This window comes from Pseudoalteromonas ulvae UL12, from assembly GCF_014925405.1.
Classification (GTDB): domain Bacteria; phylum Pseudomonadota; class Gammaproteobacteria; order Enterobacterales; family Alteromonadaceae; genus Pseudoalteromonas; species Pseudoalteromonas ulvae.
The window spans coordinates 210,354-228,579 of sequence record NZ_AQHJ01000033.1 but is presented as its reverse complement, the minus strand read 5'-3'; the positions used below and the strand labels follow the sequence as shown (position 1 = coordinate 228,579).

17 protein-coding genes are annotated in these 18,226 nt (G+C 39.1%); all 17 read right to left on the bottom strand.

What is annotated here, in order from left to right; all coding sequences use genetic code 11:
- Positions 1 to 124: 124 nt before the first annotated feature.
- The 17 genes from PULV_RS16515 to gspG all read right to left on the bottom strand — a co-directional run bounded on the left by PULV_RS16515 (position 125) and on the right by gspG (position 18,099).
- Entirely contained in the window at positions 125 to 1,888 is a 1,764-nt protein-coding gene (locus tag PULV_RS16515; protein ID WP_086744226.1) for an asparagine synthase-related protein, read from the bottom strand.
- On the bottom strand, positions 1,888 to 3,309 hold the full coding sequence (locus PULV_RS16510; RefSeq protein WP_193332275.1) for an MOP flippase family protein: 1,422 nt from the start codon (positions 3,307 to 3,309) through the stop codon (positions 1,888 to 1,890). Before PULV_RS16510 ends, PULV_RS16515 begins: the two co-directional genes overlap by 1 nt.
- On the bottom strand, positions 3,309 to 4,361 hold the full coding sequence (locus PULV_RS16505) for a TDP-N-acetylfucosamine:lipid II N-acetylfucosaminyltransferase (protein WP_193332274.1): 1,053 nt from the start codon (positions 4,359 to 4,361) through the stop codon (positions 3,309 to 3,311). Before PULV_RS16505 ends, PULV_RS16510 begins: the two co-directional genes overlap by 1 nt.
- Before the next feature lie 82 nt (positions 4,362 to 4,443).
- Positions 4,444 to 5,010, bottom strand: a complete 567-nt coding sequence (locus PULV_RS16500) for an acyltransferase (RefSeq protein ID WP_193332273.1) — start codon at positions 5,008 to 5,010, stop codon at positions 4,444 to 4,446.
- Complete coding sequence (locus tag PULV_RS16495; protein ID WP_193332272.1) at positions 5,010 to 6,101, bottom strand: DegT/DnrJ/EryC1/StrS family aminotransferase; 1,092 nt, start codon at positions 6,099 to 6,101, stop codon at positions 5,010 to 5,012. The genes PULV_RS16500 and PULV_RS16495 overlap by 1 nt, the downstream gene beginning before the upstream one ends.
- Before the next feature lie 229 nt (positions 6,102 to 6,330).
- Positions 6,331 to 7,659, bottom strand: coding sequence for a hypothetical protein (locus tag PULV_RS16490; RefSeq protein ID WP_193332271.1), 1,329 nt, complete (start codon positions 7,657 to 7,659; stop codon positions 6,331 to 6,333).
- Positions 7,660 to 8,096: 437 nt separating this feature from the next.
- Complete coding sequence (locus PULV_RS16485) at positions 8,097 to 10,163, bottom strand: secretin N-terminal domain-containing protein (protein ID WP_193332270.1); 2,067 nt, start codon at positions 10,161 to 10,163, stop codon at positions 8,097 to 8,099.
- Positions 10,164 to 10,195: 32 nt separating this feature from the next.
- On the bottom strand, positions 10,196 to 10,702 hold the full coding sequence (locus PULV_RS16480) for a hypothetical protein (RefSeq protein WP_193332269.1): 507 nt from the start codon (positions 10,700 to 10,702) through the stop codon (positions 10,196 to 10,198).
- Complete coding sequence (locus PULV_RS16475; RefSeq protein ID WP_086744220.1) at positions 10,699 to 11,295, bottom strand: hypothetical protein; 597 nt, start codon at positions 11,293 to 11,295, stop codon at positions 10,699 to 10,701. Before PULV_RS16475 ends, PULV_RS16480 begins: the two co-directional genes overlap by 4 nt.
- Positions 11,296 to 11,298: 3 nt before the next feature.
- Positions 11,299 to 12,444, bottom strand: a complete 1,146-nt coding sequence (locus PULV_RS16470; RefSeq protein WP_193332268.1) for a hypothetical protein — start codon at positions 12,442 to 12,444, stop codon at positions 11,299 to 11,301.
- A 9-nt stretch (positions 12,445 to 12,453) separates the two neighbouring features.
- Complete coding sequence (locus tag PULV_RS16465) at positions 12,454 to 13,320, bottom strand: type II secretion system minor pseudopilin (protein WP_193332267.1); 867 nt, start codon at positions 13,318 to 13,320, stop codon at positions 12,454 to 12,456.
- Positions 13,317 to 13,991 carry a prepilin-type N-terminal cleavage/methylation domain-containing protein gene (locus tag PULV_RS16460; RefSeq protein WP_086744217.1) on the bottom strand — a complete coding sequence of 225 codons (675 nt, stop codon included), beginning with the start codon at positions 13,989 to 13,991 and terminating at the stop codon, positions 13,317 to 13,319. Before PULV_RS16460 ends, PULV_RS16465 begins: the two co-directional genes overlap by 4 nt.
- On the bottom strand, positions 13,984 to 14,409 hold the full coding sequence (locus PULV_RS16455; protein WP_086744216.1) for a PulJ/GspJ family protein: 426 nt from the start codon (positions 14,407 to 14,409) through the stop codon (positions 13,984 to 13,986). The genes PULV_RS16460 and PULV_RS16455 overlap by 8 nt, the downstream gene beginning before the upstream one ends.
- A complete protein-coding gene (locus PULV_RS16450; RefSeq protein ID WP_176365185.1) occupies positions 14,402 to 14,794 on the bottom strand; it encodes a prepilin-type N-terminal cleavage/methylation domain-containing protein in 393 nt (130 codons plus the stop codon). The genes PULV_RS16455 and PULV_RS16450 overlap by 8 nt, the downstream gene beginning before the upstream one ends.
- 46 nt (positions 14,795 to 14,840) lie before the next feature.
- On the bottom strand, positions 14,841 to 16,043 hold the full coding sequence (locus PULV_RS16445) for a type II secretion system F family protein (RefSeq protein WP_086744214.1): 1,203 nt from the start codon (positions 16,041 to 16,043) through the stop codon (positions 14,841 to 14,843).
- On the bottom strand, positions 16,043 to 17,689 hold the full coding sequence (locus PULV_RS16440) for a GspE/PulE family protein (RefSeq protein ID WP_176365184.1): 1,647 nt from the start codon (positions 17,687 to 17,689) through the stop codon (positions 16,043 to 16,045). Before PULV_RS16440 ends, PULV_RS16445 begins: the two co-directional genes overlap by 1 nt.
- Positions 17,689 to 18,099 (bottom strand): type II secretion system major pseudopilin GspG, encoded by a 411-nt coding sequence (gspG, locus tag PULV_RS16435; protein WP_086744213.1) that lies wholly within the window; start codon positions 18,097 to 18,099, stop codon positions 17,689 to 17,691. Before gspG ends, PULV_RS16440 begins: the two co-directional genes overlap by 1 nt.
- Positions 18,100 to 18,226: the final 127 nt, after the last annotated feature.

The window sequence follows — 18,226 nt, the reverse complement described above, 5'->3', positions numbered from 1 at the left end:
TGCTAAGTGAGATATAAACAGAAGAAAACAGCAAAAATCGCTGCGAATTATCGCAAAATAACAACCATTTTGCTATTAAAGACATCGCTAAATGGTTATTTATATACCTAAAAACACAGGTCAATTACACCGTTTTTTTGCGTAGAGACAATTGCTTGAAGTAGATTTCTAACGTTAATAAGCTGCCAATTGTCTCAGCTTTTAGATCTTCTTTGCCGCTATAAAACTGCTGCAAGATGAGTTCGATTTTATCGCGCCCTAGCAATGTCGGTAACATAGCCTGCTCTGCGAGTAATAGCTGGCGTGTGTACTCCTTAAACTGCGGGCGTCGTAACCAATCATCATAAGCAACATAGTGGTGCTTTTTTGATAGTTTGCGATATAGACGCCTAGCCACACTTTCAACAACAGAGCCGCGAATAATATTTTTTAGCTGCTGCTTCAATCCTGATGCAGCGTGATAACTTTCTGAATCCGCTAGGCTGATCGGTTTTCCTGTCTGCTGCCAAGGGATCTCAGCAAAAAAATCAGGATAATACTTTAAGAGCATATGATGATAAAGGCGTCCATTCTCACGCATTTCTTGAGGAAGCGAATACAAAAAATCCACAAAATCATTGTCCATAAATGGTTTAAAATTATTGAGGTGATTGCTCAACAAATCACTACCGACCGAAATAAAACGCATACCACGGTTGAAAATAAAAACTCCATCGCTGCTCGAGCCTTCAAAATAATCAGGATCAAACAGAGCTTTACTAGCGTGCTTTCCATAACGAATAGTGGCCATATCAAGTAAGTTAGTCTGTGCTTTATTTGCAATCAGATAGCTACCACCTGCTGTGACGTCACCTAAAAAACCATTCAATAAATAATTAGAATGTGTCGCAATACTCGAGACAGAACTAAGAGCATGCATATGCAATACATTTTTTAGCCCATCAGTAAGCCACACACCTTCTTCCCTACCATCAAACCAATTTTGACCATCAATAGGAGTGAATTGATTATCCACCCCTGCAAAATCAGCGACCTGAGCAGCAATTAAGGCATCCGCACAGCCCTGCTCGCCAAATGTATAAGTTTTGATTTCACCGTCAAAATGCTGTCTTGCAGCTGCAAGTAAAACCCGAGAATCAAGACCACCACTTAACGTGATAGCCAACTGCTTGTTTTCACATGTCGCTAATGCGCGCTTAATTGCCTGATCAAAAAGCTCATAAGCCTTATCAATAGCGTGATCAAAATCGATTTCTTTATCGATGCCTATCTCGGACCACTGCCAATACCGTTGTTTGGTCATCAGCCCAGAAGTTAACGAAACAGTCAGCACTGTTGCCGGAGGCATGCGTTTGACATCAGTGAATAAAGTTTCTAACCCTAAGAAATGCCCAACATCGATAAATGTCTCAAGTGCTGAACGATCTACCTGTTGTTGATGCTTCGGGTGTAAAATAATCCCTTTAAGCTCACTCGCAAAACCATATAACAACGAATCCTTAGACCATATATAAAGAGGTTTCATTCCATAGCGATCATTAATCAACGTGAGTGTATTGTTTCGTTTATCCAGCACACTAATTACGAAATAGCCATTAAGTTTTTTGGCAAAGCTGGCCACTTCATCACTTAAAAGTGCATGCTCTATGATGCGAAATAAATCGTCGAACCCACTACTATCGAAGGACAACACATCTCCCCAAATATCGACACAAAAAAAGTCATTTGAATAATTGTGATGAGCAATAGAGGTTTTTTGCGCGTTCATTTGTACTTGGCAGCCCAACTCTTGCCATTGAGACACCTTTTGACCAGCTAACTGCGTGAAACAATCTGCAGTCCAATTGTTTATTTGCATCTCATTGATAAAGCCAACAAAACCGGGCATTAGTAAGACTTCCTTATAAACTTAAAAATTCTAAATAAAATAGGCGAACTCGCAACACAGTAAAAAAATGCGATCACCATTAAAACCCAAACAGTATCGAGTAAGTTAAAATATTCGCCGAGTAACAATGTCAAAAATAGAGCTATTGTGTAAGTTATCACTGGCGGCATTACAACAGATATAAAACGGATAAACGAAAGTGAAATAATGGGGCGGATTAACACTATGTAATGCAGGCAGAAAAATAACACTTGAGTCACCACCAATACCTGCACTAACGTCACAATGCCAAATGAAATTGATGCAAAAATCGCTATTGGTCTCACAACAGTGACAAACATATTCCACCAAAACCCTCTTTTGACTTCACCAGTCGATCTCAGCAATACACCTATCGGATTCATGACCGAAATGATCAGCATATACAAAGCTAACCAACGTAATAACTCGGCTTGCTTTACCCAGTCTTCACCGAATGCAAACAACAGGACTGGCTCAGGAAAATAAGCAATTGTTAAATATAAAGGCACATTAATTAAACTCAGAAGCGCGATAATATTACAATAAATATCTTTTAAATCATGACTCGATTTAAAGTTAACCATCAAGGGAAAAGCGACTTTATTGACTATCGGATTGATCAATTGCAATGCAGGCCTAAACACTAACGCTTTGATATAAGCATACACACCCAACACTTCAGCCCCGAGTATCTTACCGATCAATAGCTGATCAAATTGTGCACTTAGGAAATTAATTAAACTCTCACCACTTTGGTATAAGCCATACCTGACCGGTTCAATGATTTCATGCATGTTTAATCGAGTATATGAAGGACGTAATTGAGCATAAAGACAAAACAGCATGGCTGAAATCATACATGCACCGGCTAATTGAGACCAAATCACAGCCTCTAAACGCACATCAAATTCAAGCAACACAACCAATAAAATAAAGCTACTCACAGCAGCCAGCACTTCTACTTTAGCGATTTGATTAAATTGCATTTGTTGCTGCAATAAGGCCATTTGTTGCTGCGCCAAGCTGCGGATTAAAAATATCGGTGATAACATCATTAACAAGAAGCTTAAGCCATCCATTGCAAAGAATAGCTCTATCGGGTACGCCAATAAAACAACGAATAAAGAGACGCACACCCCTAACAAAACATTAATTACATACAATTGATTGAGTTGTCGTTTTTCTAAATCTTTATGAAAAATTAGCGCATTGGATATCCCTGCATCACCAAAAATTTGTGCAAAACCAACGACCAGATTAATTATCGCTAATAAGCCCAGTTCTATAGGAGTTAACACCCGCGCAAGAATAATTAACTGCGCAAGCTGCAAGCCGCCTTTAATCAAGGTCGCACTAGCCGTCCACGACAATCCTGACAATGCAGACTTTACTATCAACATTATTTGCTTCCCAGCAATTGATTGAGCATATCGCTCCACTTTGGCGCCAATGCTTGCTCAGTAAAATGCTGTTGCATCAATCGTTGATTTTGACTATTTATCTGTGCAGTCAACACATCGAGTTGATTAAATTGATACTCTGATAAACTTTGTGATGCAAACACCTCAAACCCTAAAGACTGTAGATTAGAGTAGCTAGTCGTATTATCCATCAAAAACATCGGCTTGCCCATTAAGAGCATCGCATAGGCAACATACAAACCTTGCTGCCTATCTTGAGCAAAGACGGTACAAGAGACATCATTTAATAACTGATCATACTCAGATTTAGGTAGCATGTGTGTGATAGGCTTAAATCTATCAGCAAAGAGCTGCGTTCCTAGCGAGATTATTTCTTCAATATATTGCTGGGTTCCTGCATAGTTTAGGGGTACAATCACTTCAATATTCTCATTACCTAAATGCTTTATTTGCTCAAAAGCCAGAGCGTGATTATTACTAGCTGAAGCAGAATTGCCGACCAGTATTTTTATCGGATCGCTGTTTTTACGAGGCAATGAACTGGTCGCTTCTACGCCAATGAGCGGGTAAGGGAGTACATTTGCATCGCTGCGTTTTAAAAGCTTACTCACTAGATCAGCATCACCTGGTGTCAACGTGTACACACCAGCCAAACGGCGCATGAGTAATATGTGCAAGCCATGAACTAACCACTCTTTCCAATTTCGATCTGCTTTCCCATGTCGGTACAATTCGGCCCCCCAAATCACACAGGAGCTGCGCTTAACAATTGGATTGACCAGCAACTTGCGCCAAATGTGCATATCAAACAAGCCATGAAATACAATTTGGGCATCAGCTGGCAATAAACTCAACAGCTGAAATAACTCAGTGTTATTAGCATAAACCGTAAAGTGTTCGGCCAATTTACTTTCTTTAGTGGGGGATTTAACCCAAAATTGTTGTTCAGCATTGATGCTACAACGCTCTGAAAAAAAACGCCTCATCGGTTCAAAGTGATGGGGCGTATCAGCAAAAACATGAATAATCATAGATACTAATTTAGTTAAACAGCGCATTCCAGCGCTGGTAAGGGTTATAAATAAGTGCTTATAAGCAAGTAGTTATTAAAACTTAACGCGATTGCTGTAAAAACGCATCTGCGAGCATTAATAAATCATTTTTCCGGTGTTTAATAAATTTAGCAGGCTGTCCTGCAACAATTTGCCATGGTTCAACACTGCGATTAACCAAGCTTAGCGCACCAACAGCAACACCCAACCCTAATTTAACCCCAGGCAATACTACTGAGCCACTGCCAATAATCACATGCTCAGCGATTTCAACGTCCGCATGCTCAACACCAGTAAATTCAGCACTCACCATTGGATTGGTCATGTACTCACCGGAATAATCATCACTGCTCGAGTAAATCGACACCCGTGACGAGATATTAGCAAAATCAGCAATACCAATATGACCCGCACCAATTAAGCATGTATAAACAGCAATATGAACATACGAGCCAATCTTGATCCCCCCCGCACCTGCCGACAATACACAAAAGTCATCAATACGCACATGATCACCTAAATGAATCCGCGAAGCACCATAAATAGAAGCTAAACGGGACACCCGCACATCCTCACCGATACTAGCAAATCCAAGCGCACGTAATTCTTCGACAGAATAAATCGCCATTAACGATTTCCTTCAGCTAAAATCGTCGTTAAGGCATCGCATATTTCACGCACGCCATCCAGCGTTAAATCGGTATAAAGCGGCAAACACAAAATGCGCTTACTAATATCATTTGCAACAGGGGTTACTCCGCATTGACCATATGCAGGTACTTGCGACAAGCTCGGATAAAAATAACGGCGTGTTTGAATCCCTCGTTCAAGCAAAGTGGCACTAACACGCTGTAACTCCATCTCCGATGGCAATACAACAGGCATGTAGGCGCCATTGTTCAGCCCATCAGCATGCCACTGTTGCAGCTGAACCACACCCGATAATAACCGCTGATATTCTTGCACTAAGGTTTGACGATGAGTTAATACTTGCTCAAACTCATTAAGTACGCACAAACCCATTGCCGCGTGCACCTCACTCATTTTCGCATTAATACCAACATACTCTGGAAACTGCTCAGCATCAAAGCCAAAGTTAACCATTTGCTTAGCTTTAAGGTAAGTGGCTTTATCTTTAAAAATAATCGCCCCGCCTTCAACGCTATGAAACAGTTTAGTGGCATGCAAACTGAGTGTTGCAGCATCACCAAAACACAGCGCACTTTTATCGCCTACAGGGCTTGCAAAAGCATGGGCTGCATCATAAATCACTTTCAGTTGATTTTGCTCCGCAAACTCATCAATGGCGATGACATCACAGGGGTTACCAAATACATGCACCCCTAAAATAGCACTGGCCTTTGCAGCTTGTTCTGCCGTTATTAAACTCACATCAAGGTTGTAGGTGGATGCATCAATATCAATGAATTGCGGGGTTAACTTTTCCCAGCATAACGTACTGGCCGTGGCGGCAAATGAAAAGGGCGTAGTCAATACAGCTCCCTGAATGCCAAGTGCAGCATAAGCCAACTGCAATGCCACAGTGCCATTACTAACCAACAATAAGTACTCAACCCCTAAATAGTCAGTTAACTGTTGCTCAAGCGCTTGAACACATGGCCCATTATTGGTTAACCAATTGCGCTGATAAATAGATTCAAGCTGCGCTTGATAAGCAGCAAAGTTAGGCAAAAAAGGTTTATTGATTGGGTAGTTCACGGCGCACTCAACATTCAAATTCGATGCGCAATCATAGCAAACTCACCGACTAGGCGCTAGCGTGTAACTAATGAGGATACCAGCAAAGTATTGAATCAAGCAGGAAGGCAAGTAAAAAACATCAAACTGTAGAGAAGCACTCGCCACACTAAGTAGCACGCAATAAAAAAGCGAGCCTAAGCTCGCTTTTAATCATAAATCACACTGATTTATTGGTGAAAACTCAGTATTAGTGAGTTAATACGCGGTCAGCAGATGCTTTATGGTAGTAAACACCTTTAACACCAATGTTAGCAGCTGGAGCATTAACAACAACATTTACATGTGCATTACCAGTGATACCTGAAGCAGCAGCAAAAGCAGCAACTTCAAGACTGATGTTAGTTACAGTGTTAGCTGTAGCTACTGCATCTAAAGTCTTAACATAAGTTGAACCATTTGCTTTAAGAGTAACAGTGATAACACCTTCAACAGAGCTAGTATTAGCTACAGTGATAGACTGAGCGTACTCAGAACCGAAAGGCATTAACTCGATGTTATCTGATGAACCATCAAGAGTCCAAGAACCAGCTGAAACAGTTGCTTGAGCTGCAGGAACAGTTGCACTTGCAGGTGTAGATTGAACAGTGAAAGACTGTGGAGCAACTAGTACAGAACCTTTCGCTGTATTACCAACTACATTGAATTGAACAGTAGTTGATGCTGATGGAATATCAGCGTCAGAAATCGTAATTGTATCTAGCGCTGTGTTCACTGCTAAAGTTGGAGTAGTCATACCTGTAATAGTTAAAGCATTTGCTAATTCAGCAGCTTCAACAACACCATCAGCATCACCACCGTTGGCAGCTAAATCATAATCCGCAAGGTAAGAGAAGTTACCTTTGATTACGTGAGTTTCTTTAGTGAATGTAATTGGATCAACACCACCAGTAGCATTATCAGTATAACCAAGAGTTAAAATATCTTTTAAAGTTGAACCTGTGTTTGTAAACTCAGCACGGCCTTTAGAAGTTGAAACTTCACCATCAAGCTTAGTAATAGCATAAGTTACTTGGTTTACGAACTTACCAGCTTCAACGGCAGGAGAAGCATCGTAGTTACCGATTAATGGGTTAACTGAAATTGCATTAGAAGCAAATTTAACTAAACCATTGTTTGCAGGAGTACCAGACTTAAGTACATAACCAGCAAAAGTGATATCATTAGCAGCTAAATGATTAGCTGTAGATACACGGAAACGAACAGTGTTGTCATCAGAGAAGTCAACAAAAGTAAACGTTGCACCACCAGCAGTAGGAACAGCTGTAGGTGTTGCTGTTTTATCGAAAGTAGCACCAGACACTGTGAATACAACTAAATCGTTAACGATATAGTCAGAACCAACGTTTAGAGTAACAGCACCAAAATCGGCAGCTTGAATTAAACCATTACCAAGTGTTGCAGCGGCATTACCTTCGATAGAGATATTTTTTGAACCACCAGTTACAGTGATTACACCTGCGTTAGCAGCACCAGCAACAGCAGTTACTGCTAAAGCTAATAGAGTTTTCTTGAACATTTTCCATTCTCCAAAGTTTCATGAAACAGGAACGCAATTATTTTTGTTCCATTTTAGTTTTAAATGATCTCGCACTAAGGCCGTCACCTTAGTGACATCCGATCAAATCAATCGTTAGTCTAATCAAAGCTTGTATATTGTCAAGCATTTACATCGAGTTAAACCAACATTTCTATGTTTATTTTCAGGGGCTTGTCAATCATTGTCAAGCCCAATTTGGCGCATTATAAAAAACACCAACACACACCTTAACACACTGAAAAAAAACATAAAAAAACAAGCTAAGCACTTATCTATTAAATATCTTATAAGCTAACATACGCCTAAAAATCGCCATTAGATGTAAACATTTAGCTAACATCTAAGCCTATAGTATTAACATTTTTTCTAATTTTCCACTGCATACTTATTATTAATTTTAATGTTAAGCTTTTTGCTTATTTTTCAATCTGTAAATCAGAAAGAGTTTGCTGAAATTGCCCAAATACCGCCTGCCACTCGTTGGTTGATTCGATTATTCGTGGCGTCACTAACACAACCAATTCTGTTTTACTGCTATTATTATCAGTACCATCAAATAAATTACCTAAAATAGGAATACTAGAAAAGAACGGTACGCTGCGATCGTTTTCTGTGCTGCGTTCGCTAATGAGCCCACCTAACATAATAGTTTGCCCATTGCCTGCAATCACTTCGGTGCTAATTGAACGTTCAAATAAGGTTGGATTACCTTCAAGGCTTGAGCCGCCACTGGCTTGATTACTAATTTTTTGGGCTATTTCCATTAAAACTGCACCTCGCGCATTGACCGTTGGCGTCACTTGTAACTCAATACCTGTATTAAGATAAACAACCGATGTACGTGATCCATTAACGGGATCGGTCACAATTTCACCGACGGTGGGAATTCTATCACCCACGGTAATCGAGGCTTTAACGCCATCTCGTACTGCAAGTGAAGGTCGAGAGAGTACATTGACATTTGAATTGGTTTCGAGCAAATTCAAATTAATATTACCCATCGTGCCAGTTAAAATATAACTTAAACCGGTTTTATCAACCCCTAGCTTATACCCACCGACTTTATTCGCTCCTTGATTGGTCAATGCAAACTCAACCCCTTGCTGAAATACATCCGTTAAGCTTACCTCTGCAATCATCACTTCAAGCACCACTTGTTTTGGCATTAAATCAAGGCGTTTAATCAGAGGTAACAAGTCACGATAACGAGCACCAGAAGTATAAAAAATTAGCGAGTTTGAACGCTCATCAACCACCATTTTTAAATCATTGCTGTTGACACTCACATTGCTGGCTTGTGTTTTTGTTTGTGACGCTGGGCTATTACTGGCACTATTTTGTTGCTCTGCAGACGTACTATTTGATAAACCTGCGCCTTGGCCTAGCAGAGCTTGTAAGCTTTGCCCTAAATCAATGGCACGGGCAAATTGTGGTACAAACATAAAATATTGTTGCTGGTTACCATCGGCCGGTTTATCAAGTTGTTTCGCCCAAAAATCGACTCTACTGAGTAGTTGTTGGTTGTTAGTAAAAAAAACTAACGAATTGGTGCGCTCAATTGGCACCATAGTCACCGCTTGCTCTGATGAGGTTTGAATACTAACGCTAATACCTTCCTGTTTTAACAACTCTGACAGTTGCTTGCTCAACTCATCAACAGAAATATACGCAGCTTGAAATAAGCCTACTGAACGATTTTTAAATACCGGTTGATCCATCAACTGCATAAACTCAAGCGCCTTAATAACATCTGCTCGTTTGCCTCGGATCATAATAGCTTGCTGCTCGAACACTTGGCGAACATCGACATTAGTCAATTGTTTAATTGTATTTGCTAGAGAGGCCTGAACACCATTATTAAACGGCGCAAGTTGGATAATGTCATTTGAGGTATTCGGCACATCGTCATAACGATTGCCATAGCCATAGACTATTTGCCCTGCCGCACCGCCTTCACTTTGGTGGATGTAATACACATCGTCGGCCAAACGTACGGTGATGCCACGCTCTTGTAATAATTGCTCGCTTAAAGCAAATAACTTTTGTTTACTGATTTTTTCTTGTAGGTTCAGTGTAATGGTTTGGTTGCTGGCGGTCACATCGTCAGCGACGATATAACTGACCTTTAATACTTCACCAAGCACATAATGAAGGTAGTCCGTTATCGGAAGTGCATCTGCTGTTAGGCTGACTAATTCAGAACGGCTAAATTGAGTGGCTAATTCAATATTTTGCCCTGTCACTAAAGTATTTGCACGCAATGCTGGTAAAACTTGTAGTTCACCCGCTTTTTTATCCGACTCACTCACTTGATTCGATTGGGTTAAGAGTTGCGCTTCATCTGCTTGGCCGTCTGCGCTAACCAAGGTTGTATTATTATTTAAATATGATTTTTGCGCTGTGAATTTACTCGGTGAGCTGTTACAAGCGGTCAATAAGCCCACCGATAAAAGGGTCAATAAAATAGGATTAAGCTGTTTCATGTTTTTTCCAGAATCCGATGCCAATAGAGCCATTATGCAGCACCTTTATACATCATTAATGAGATATGTTGATTGTTATTTGTAAGTTCAACTTGAGTGTTTGATTGTACGCTGATTACATATCCAGACAGCTCAGCGCCATTGGCATACTTGACGACCTCTTGCTGACCTGTTTTTAGATTTTTCTGAGCAATCAGTACGTATTGTTGTGCATCATTAATGACTGCTTTTAACGTCAGTGCATTATCACCTGCAAATACAGTTAACAGTCGCCCTTGTTGAGCTGCTTGTTGCTCTGCTGTTGGTATGGCAGTGCCTGGCTGTGTATTTTGCTCTGTCTCTTCACTTTGAAAAGAGCCATACATTAACTGTAAAGCGTCAAAACTTGCTTGACTTAATAGAGGAACTTGCAACGCCTGAGGTAATTCAATCTCGATCGTTGTGGTTTTATGTTGATCTGTTGAAATAAATCGTTGATTAAAATCGTTCAAAATCAGTAGCGCCGAGATACTCGCAATACATAACGTTAGCTTATTCATTCCCCCTCCCGCGCTTGCTGTTTAGCCGTGTGAGTTTGCTGGACATAATAAATCAGCCTGAGACTACCATTCACTCGTCCAAGAGATGTGTCATTTTGCCCTTTTAAACTGACATTAAACTCAGCGACTTCAATATAAGGCTGCACGCGTTCTAGTTGCTGTATAAATCCGACAAAGTCTATCGATTTACCACTTACATTTAATGTCAACTGCTGACGTAGTAAAGGTGTATTCGGTAAAACAAAAGCGGGTTGCCAACCAATATTCGTTAACGATAAATGGGACTGTGCAATGAGCTTTTCAATCGCTTGCTGCTGCGTTAAACGAAATTGAGATTGTTCTTGGTAAGGGTAATAAAACTGTTGCAGCTGTACAAGCTCTGTTGATACTTGATCGGCTGCGCTCTGGAGTGCAGTTTGCTGATTAAGTAACTGAGCCGTTTTATGCACTTTTTTCGCTAATGTTTGATTATCTACTAACTGTTGATTTTGCCAGTTAATAATAGGTTCAACCAATAGCTTCGCAATTAATAACACTGCTAATATTATTAATAACAGTTGGTTATTTTCGATTTGCTCTTTGAATGATGACATAGATTACTGACTCACTTGTTGTAATGAGGCTAATTGGTGAGTATCTTGCTGGCTATGGAGCACAAAACTAATCACAAACTGTTCTCGCCCACGTTGACTTCGCGTTGGAAAATCAAACTTTGCATCCTTAACACGTGAGTTGTTTGCAACGGTTTGTAAAACCTGTGTCGCTTGCTGAGCATCACCTCTTAAAACAAAGCGCTCATTTTCGAAACGAATATTATCAAATCGCGCTAAAACAAATAAATCTCGCAATACATAAAAAACCGGCGATAAAATACTTTTTGCTTCGGTAAAATCAACCAGCTGAGTAAAAGTGAGCTTATCGCTTTCATATCTATCAAGTAAATCAAACACCTGATTGACTTTATCTTTTTGCATTTCAGCTTGGGTCGATAACTGGTAATGGGTAAATTGTAAATAACCACTTGTCAGTGTGAGGTAGCCAAGTAACATTGCGGCAATCACTTTGCTGGGACTTTTGAGATCTTTGGCTTGAACTCGTAAAGATGCAGGATTAATAAATGCGACTAATTTGTTTTTAGGTAACGCAGCCAAACCGCTGAAAAGAGCCTTAATATAATCAGCTCCCTCTGCAATGACTGTACTTGTTTGGTGTGGGATCCCGACAGTATTAGCAAATCGCGCGGCTGAATTTATTAGCTGGCTTTTAAGTGCGCTATACGTGGTATTTTGTAAGCGGGCAACAAAATATGGTTGTTTACTCTCGACCTCTTGAATGCAACCGCTACTTTCTTCGTTAAGAATATAACTTAATAATAACGATTCAGGTAACTGTATGAAGGCCTTTGGGACATTTGTACTGATTTGCCACATATTGACTTCACTTTGCCCAGCATCAATTTGTGTTACCAAATGATAACTCTGAACGTTATCATTATTTGACACGTTCAGCTTTAATAATGTGTTTAACTCTTTTTTATTATCTACAGGAAAACGTTGATTAAATTCACTGTAATGCTTACGCGCTATAATTTGAATTAACGTTGATTTAGCCTTAGGTTCCGCATCAACTAAAACAAATTGCCCTTGCTGATTGAGTTCGAAATGATAAGTTTTGTCGGCATAATAACTGACAAAATAACAAATACTTTTTTTAAACCACGTTGTAAGCTTATGTTGTAACATGTCACTCTTCTATTGATTTTCTACGGCAGCCACATTAACGGGTTGACCTTTGGTTGGTTCTAATTGCCACGTCACTTTTTTTATTACTCTCGCATTCCCAACTTGACTGTTTATTTGTGCAACAAACATGTTAGAGGGGTATAAAATAATTTTTTCACTGTCGTAAATACCAGTCAATTGTGAAAATAACTGCGGTGTAAGTTGTTTATTTTTTCGTAATCTTAACACATGTTCAGCGACTTCAGGCGCTAAAATCGACCTAAGTAAAAACTCAGGTGAGTTCATAGGATTAAACCCACCCTTTTTATAAATTGTTGTATTATTGGATAACTCAGTTAACAGCTCTGAAGGGATATCTAAATGCATTAATTCAGAGGCATCTTGTACTGCGCCATTTCTATAAGCTTGCTCAGCCAGCCCATAACGACTGCGCTGATCGGTATCTTGCCAATCCAAAATTTTATTTGTTAGTAAATCAGCATCATAATTACTTAAGCCGTAGAAGGTCAATAAACCTTTTAACCTTTGCGAATTCGGGTAATGTAAATTCAATACCCCTCGTAAATCTTGCAAGGTAATGGTTATACCATTTTTGAACTCAAACGGGACACCATAAAAATTCCACATCATAAAAGGGTGATTTATTTTCTGTTGCGCTTCTAAATTTGGGTTTTTATCTTCAGTTAACAATGCAAATAACAGCTTGGCTTCTGTATCATGTAAATTGATGATTGCTTGGGCGTGCTCAACTGCGGAGCGCGCTTGATATATCTGCAAACGCGCTGTTTGACTAAAATACAACGCCAGTACAGACAACACAGCTGTAATAATCAACACTTGCACCAACGCGATGCCTCTAGACTGGATAATAGTCAAAATCCAACCTCAATATAATGTTTGTACCAATCATTTGCATTTATGTCTAAGATTGAAAATAAGTTAAGCTCTTGACCATTTTTTACTAAAGTTAACTTAATTTTTTCAGGTGTAATTAGGTTATCAATGCCAGAATAACGAGAAAACCAAGCAGGTTTAATTGCAGGATCCAAACTGGTTTTAGCCGCCAGATCCGCCCAACCAAAATAGCTAAATCTCACTTCATCTAAGTCTGTCAATAAAGTTAAGCGATGAGAGAATTCGATTTCTTGATCACTGGTGAGTAACAATAAGTCCTTAGTGCTTATTGCTTGGTAAACCAAATCAAACTTTCTATTTTCATTTTCTAGAGCGCTAATACGAAAAAATTCAGGGTATTTATCTGAAATAATGCCTCTTTTAGTACTGGCTAACAAACTCGTATTTGCGCCGATAAAGAGAAAAACAGGTTTTTTCTGCTTATTTCGAACAATATAAGGCTCGACGCCTTGTAACGCGTGTTGCAGCCAATTTAAAGACTGAGCACGCTGTGCTGTTTTGTCAAACTGACCTAACTCTTTGTCCCACCGTGAAGCTAACTGACTATAAACGTAGTTACCTGTAAACATAAGTAAAGATAACAAGGTAATACTAATTAATAACTCTATCAGGGTAAAACCTTTATTATTCATCTAACCAGCTCACTTCAGAGAATAAATACTCACGAACGATGCGCCCTTGACTAAGCTCAAGTTCAACTTGCCATAACTTAAACTCTTTTTTTACTGCATTACTTTCACCAAACTCAAGGCTTGATACGTTATCGATGACACTTTTAGTTTCAATAACTTTCGCTTTCCATTCATAATGAACCTGCCACACTTGCCCTGAAGCTTCGGTATGACTTAGCTCAAAAGGCAGTGCTCGAATGTGGTACTGAATTTCACTCAGTAACGCAGGTAAAACCCCTACTATATCCATGTGATTATTTGCTTTTTCACTCGCAATAAAGGCGCCGCGATAAATCAATGAAACCGTAGTGATGACGGAAAACAAGATAAGACTGGCCACAAGCAACTCAACAAGAGTAAAAGCGCGATGTTTATTCATTCGCTATCTGCTCTGTTAAGCTTAGCTGCCAAATTTGTGACCGATAGCGCCCTTCTAGTATCGTTGGTTGAGCGACACCTTTAGAGTTAATGAATATCGTTTGCTGTGGAAAACTCAAAGACAAAAACTCTTTAATTTGGATAGGAGTGGTTAAATTATTCGCCGAAAAAACCTTAACCTGATTGTCATTTAGTTTCAAAATGACAGTATTTGAAGAAATATACGCTTGGTAAGACAGTTGTTTCAACCACTTTTTAGCTGATAACAACTCAGTTTTTGCTTCTGATTTTTCTAATGTACTGATCGATACTGGGGCTACCACGGTTAACAACAACCCAACCAAACTCAATACTACAACGAGCTCAAGCAATGTGAACCCATACATAGGAGTGCACTTTGTCATTACAGAGACTTGTTTGTATTTAGTTCGCTTAGAGTCCAATATCATTAATCGACACCATGCTCATTAGCATCATTACCACCACCCCACCAACGAAACCTCCCATGAATAAAATCATTAAAGGTTCAATTAATGTGGTCATATTATCCGTCCAAGTCTCAAAATCTTGTCGTGAACGATTAGCTATCTCATCAAACACACGCTCAAGATTCCCTGATTCTTCACCTACTTCTAACAAGGAAATATAAAATGCAGGATATAAAGAGGTTTGCTGTAATGCCGGTGTTAATAAATTACCTCTTTTTACTTTTTGTCGAGCAATTTGCATTTCTCTATTTAAATATTGATTTTTTATATTGCCTGCTGATAGCTCTAACGCTTGATCAATAGGTACCCCAGCCTTCACCATTAAACTCAAACCACTATTAAAACGGATTCGCTCAACAGTAATAATTGCTTTGGCCACGACAGGAAGTGTTAATGCAATGCGCTGCCACCACTTTTGAAAACCACTTTGTTTTGAGAGCCAAATAGAAAATACAACAAGCGCTATCATTGCCAAAATGAGTAACCCCTGATATTCAGTCATCCAAGCACTAATCGACAACATGGCTTGAGTGTACCAAGGTAGCAATTCAGCATCACTGAACATATCAGCCATTTTTGGGATTATAAAATTAAAAATAAAAAATATACTTAATAAGCAGACACTTAAAATAACCAAGGGATAAGTTAAGGAGCCTATTATTTTTCTCTGCAGTTCCCTTTTAAATTTTAGGTCTTTAGCCAAGCCAGCAAAAATTTCACTTAAATTCCCAGATGCTTCACCTAATTCAATAAGATTACAATACAGGCCATCAAACACATCGGGATGAGCACGACAAGCAGCTGATAAGCTAGCTCCTTTTTTTATGGCATGACTGATTTCTGACAACATTTTCGCAAGCGCTGGTTTAGCTTTAGTTTTACGAATAATATCTAAACCACGGTCGATTCTTACCCCAGACTCCAGTAAGAGACTCAACTCAGAAGTTAGGAACTCTAAATCAGCTAGATTAATTTTTTGCTGAAAAGCAAACAATCCAACCCCTGAGTCATCAAAGGCTTTTATTTCATAGGCTAATAAGTGTTGCTTTTTTAATAATTGAATTGCATTTGATTGATCTGCTGCTTCTATTTGGCCATCAACTTTTGCACCCGAATTATCATATGCCTTATAAATGAATAACGGCATTAACCTGCAACCCTTACAACTTCTTCAATTGTAGTATGTCCCAAGATAGCCTTAAACAAACCATCTTCTAACAAAGTTCGTCTGTTAAGGCTATTATTATGTGCTTTAGCTTTGGGTATAAAATCAGAATCTTTTGGCATGCCCTTTATTGCATCATCACAACGCAGATACTCAGTCACAGCCATTCGCCCTTTGTAACCTGTATGTGAGCAAGCGTTACAACCAACGCCTTTACTTAATTTAATATTTTCTATATTGAATTTTTTGGCAAAGTTAATGAGATCGTATTTCGCGATAAGGTGTTCTTGATCAGGATGCGGCTGGCTGCAGTGTGTGCAGACTTTACGAGCCAAGCGTTGGGCAACAATAGATACTAAGGCAGCATTGAGTAAAAATTCTTCTACACCTAAATCAAGTAGACGTGTATAGGCACTGGCTGCATCGTTAGTGTGCACGGTAGAGAACACTAAATGACCGGTTAATGCTGACTGCAATGCAATTTGAGCGGTTTCTTTATCACGTATTTCGCCAAGCATAATAATGTCAGGATCTTGCCTCACGATACTTCTTAAACCAGCCGAAAAATCAAAGCCTATTTCACTTTTCACTTGGACTTGATTAATACCTGGTAGTTGGTACTCAACAGGATCTTCTAGCGTGATAATCTTAACATCGTTATTATTTAAGGCATTTAAAAAAGTATAAAGTGTAGTCGTTTTACCTGAGCCTGTTGGCCCAGTTAAAAGCACAACACCAGCTGTCGTTTTAATATCCTCTCTTATCATAGATTCAATGTCAGCCGATAAACCAAGCACACTCATATCATATTGAACGTTTTCTTTTCGTAGAAAACGCATCACCATTGATTCACCATCATTTAAAGGAAGCGCAGACACACGGATATCCAACTCTTGATTTGCAATTTTCATTTCAATCTTACCGTCTTGCGGGCGTCGCTTTTCAGCAATATCCATTCCTGATAAGATTTTTAATCGAGTGACTATTGGTAACTGCATTCTCGCAGAAATAGATTCAACTTCATGCAACACACCATCTATCCTAAAACGTGCTCGATAGCGCCCTTGAAATGGCTCTAAGTGCATATCTGATGCACCTTGTCTCAATGCGCGGCTAATTAAAGAGTTCAATAAATTCACTGTAGGTGCTTCTGTCGCAAGCTCTTTTAGTCGCTCTTCTTCATCTCCCGAAAAGTTATCTTCTAAATTTGTTAAATCTGATTGTTCATATTTGCTTATTAAAAACTGAATATCACTTTCTGAAGCTATAAATAATTCACAAGTTTTATTGTGGAGAGTTAGCCATTCATTAATTTGTAAATTCAGAGGGTCTTTACAAACAAAGACAAAACCATTCTCGATTACTCTGATTGGTACCCAAGCATTACTGATAAACAAATCTCTGTCTTCGTCAGATAATTCAATAGGTTCAAAATCAACATTTTGCTTGTAAATAGGCACATCTAGATACTGACTGAGTAATGGGGCGACTTGGTCATCAGGTAAACTCCCCATGTTGACCAAGATTTGCTCTATGCGTCCGCCATATTTTTTTTGATAGCTTAAAGCTCGTTCAATATCATTCGGTGGAACTTTGAACTGCTCTTGAAGTAGTGATTGAATTTTCATTATTGATGAATAATATCTGCGTTATTATCCGCACCACCTTCTTTACCGTCACTTCCATAGGATTTTAACTCGTATGGATTATTATCAGTGCCTGGGACTTTGTAAATATAAGGATTTCCCCAAGGATCAAGCGGTATATCTTTTGGTAGATATGGGCCATCCCAGCGAGGCTCGTCACTTTTTCTTAATTGCGATAACTCAGTCGGGTATTTACCTAAGTCTAATCGATAAGTATCGATTGCTGTTTCAAAAGCAGCCATTTGTGCCGCAGCTATTTTTCTTTCCGATGAACTTAATTTTGAAAAGAACTTTGGCGCAACCAAAGACATTAATAATCCCAATATAACAATAACAATCAGAAGTTCCATCATAGTAAAACCTGACTGCCTACAACTTTGTTTATTTTTCATAATACAAATTAATCTTTAAATATGAATTGAAAGCGATGGGCTTGATACTATCAACATTGATAATTGCTGTCGATGGGAGAAGAATCATTGAAACAAGTTTCTACTATTTAATATATGCCCTTACCTA

Bases quoted from the DNA above. Each gene is read 5' to 3' on its own strand.
- PULV_RS16515 (WP_086744226.1), bottom strand. From the start codon at position 1,888: ATGCCCGGTTTTGTTGGCTTTATCAATGAGATGCAAATAAACAATTGG.
- PULV_RS16485 (WP_193332270.1), bottom strand. From the start codon at position 10,163: ATGAAACAGCTTAATCCTATTTTATTGACCCTTTTATCGGTGGGCTTA.
- PULV_RS16490 (WP_193332271.1), bottom strand. From the start codon at position 7,659: ATGTTCAAGAAAACTCTATTAGCTTTAGCAGTAACTGCTGTTGCTGGT.
- PULV_RS16450 (WP_176365185.1), bottom strand. From the start codon at position 14,794: ATGTATGGGTTCACATTGCTTGAGCTCGTTGTAGTATTGAGTTTGGTT.
- PULV_RS16440 (WP_176365184.1), bottom strand. From the start codon at position 17,689: ATGAAAATTCAATCACTACTTCAAGAGCAGTTCAAAGTTCCACCGAAT.
- PULV_RS16475 (WP_086744220.1), bottom strand. From the start codon at position 11,295: ATGTCATCATTCAAAGAGCAAATCGAAAATAACCAACTGTTATTAATA.
- PULV_RS16445 (WP_086744214.1), bottom strand. From the start codon at position 16,043: ATGCCGTTATTCATTTATAAGGCATATGATAATTCGGGTGCAAAAGTT.
- PULV_RS16470 (WP_193332268.1), bottom strand. From the start codon at position 12,444: ATGTTACAACATAAGCTTACAACGTGGTTTAAAAAAAGTATTTGTTAT.
- PULV_RS16505 (WP_193332274.1), bottom strand. From the start codon at position 4,361: ATGATTATTCATGTTTTTGCTGATACGCCCCATCACTTTGAACCGATG.
- PULV_RS16500 (WP_193332273.1), bottom strand. From the start codon at position 5,010: ATGGCGATTTATTCTGTCGAAGAATTACGTGCGCTTGGATTTGCTAGT.
- PULV_RS16460 (WP_086744217.1), bottom strand. From the start codon at position 13,991: ATGAATAATAAAGGTTTTACCCTGATAGAGTTATTAATTAGTATTACC.
- PULV_RS16510 (WP_193332275.1), bottom strand. From the start codon at position 3,309: ATGTTGATAGTAAAGTCTGCATTGTCAGGATTGTCGTGGACGGCTAGT.
- PULV_RS16455 (WP_086744216.1), bottom strand. From the start codon at position 14,409: ATGAATAAACATCGCGCTTTTACTCTTGTTGAGTTGCTTGTGGCCAGT.
- gspG (WP_086744213.1), bottom strand. From the start codon at position 18,099: ATGAAAAATAAACAAAGTTGTAGGCAGTCAGGTTTTACTATGATGGAA.
- PULV_RS16480 (WP_193332269.1), bottom strand. From the start codon at position 10,702: ATGAATAAGCTAACGTTATGTATTGCGAGTATCTCGGCGCTACTGATT.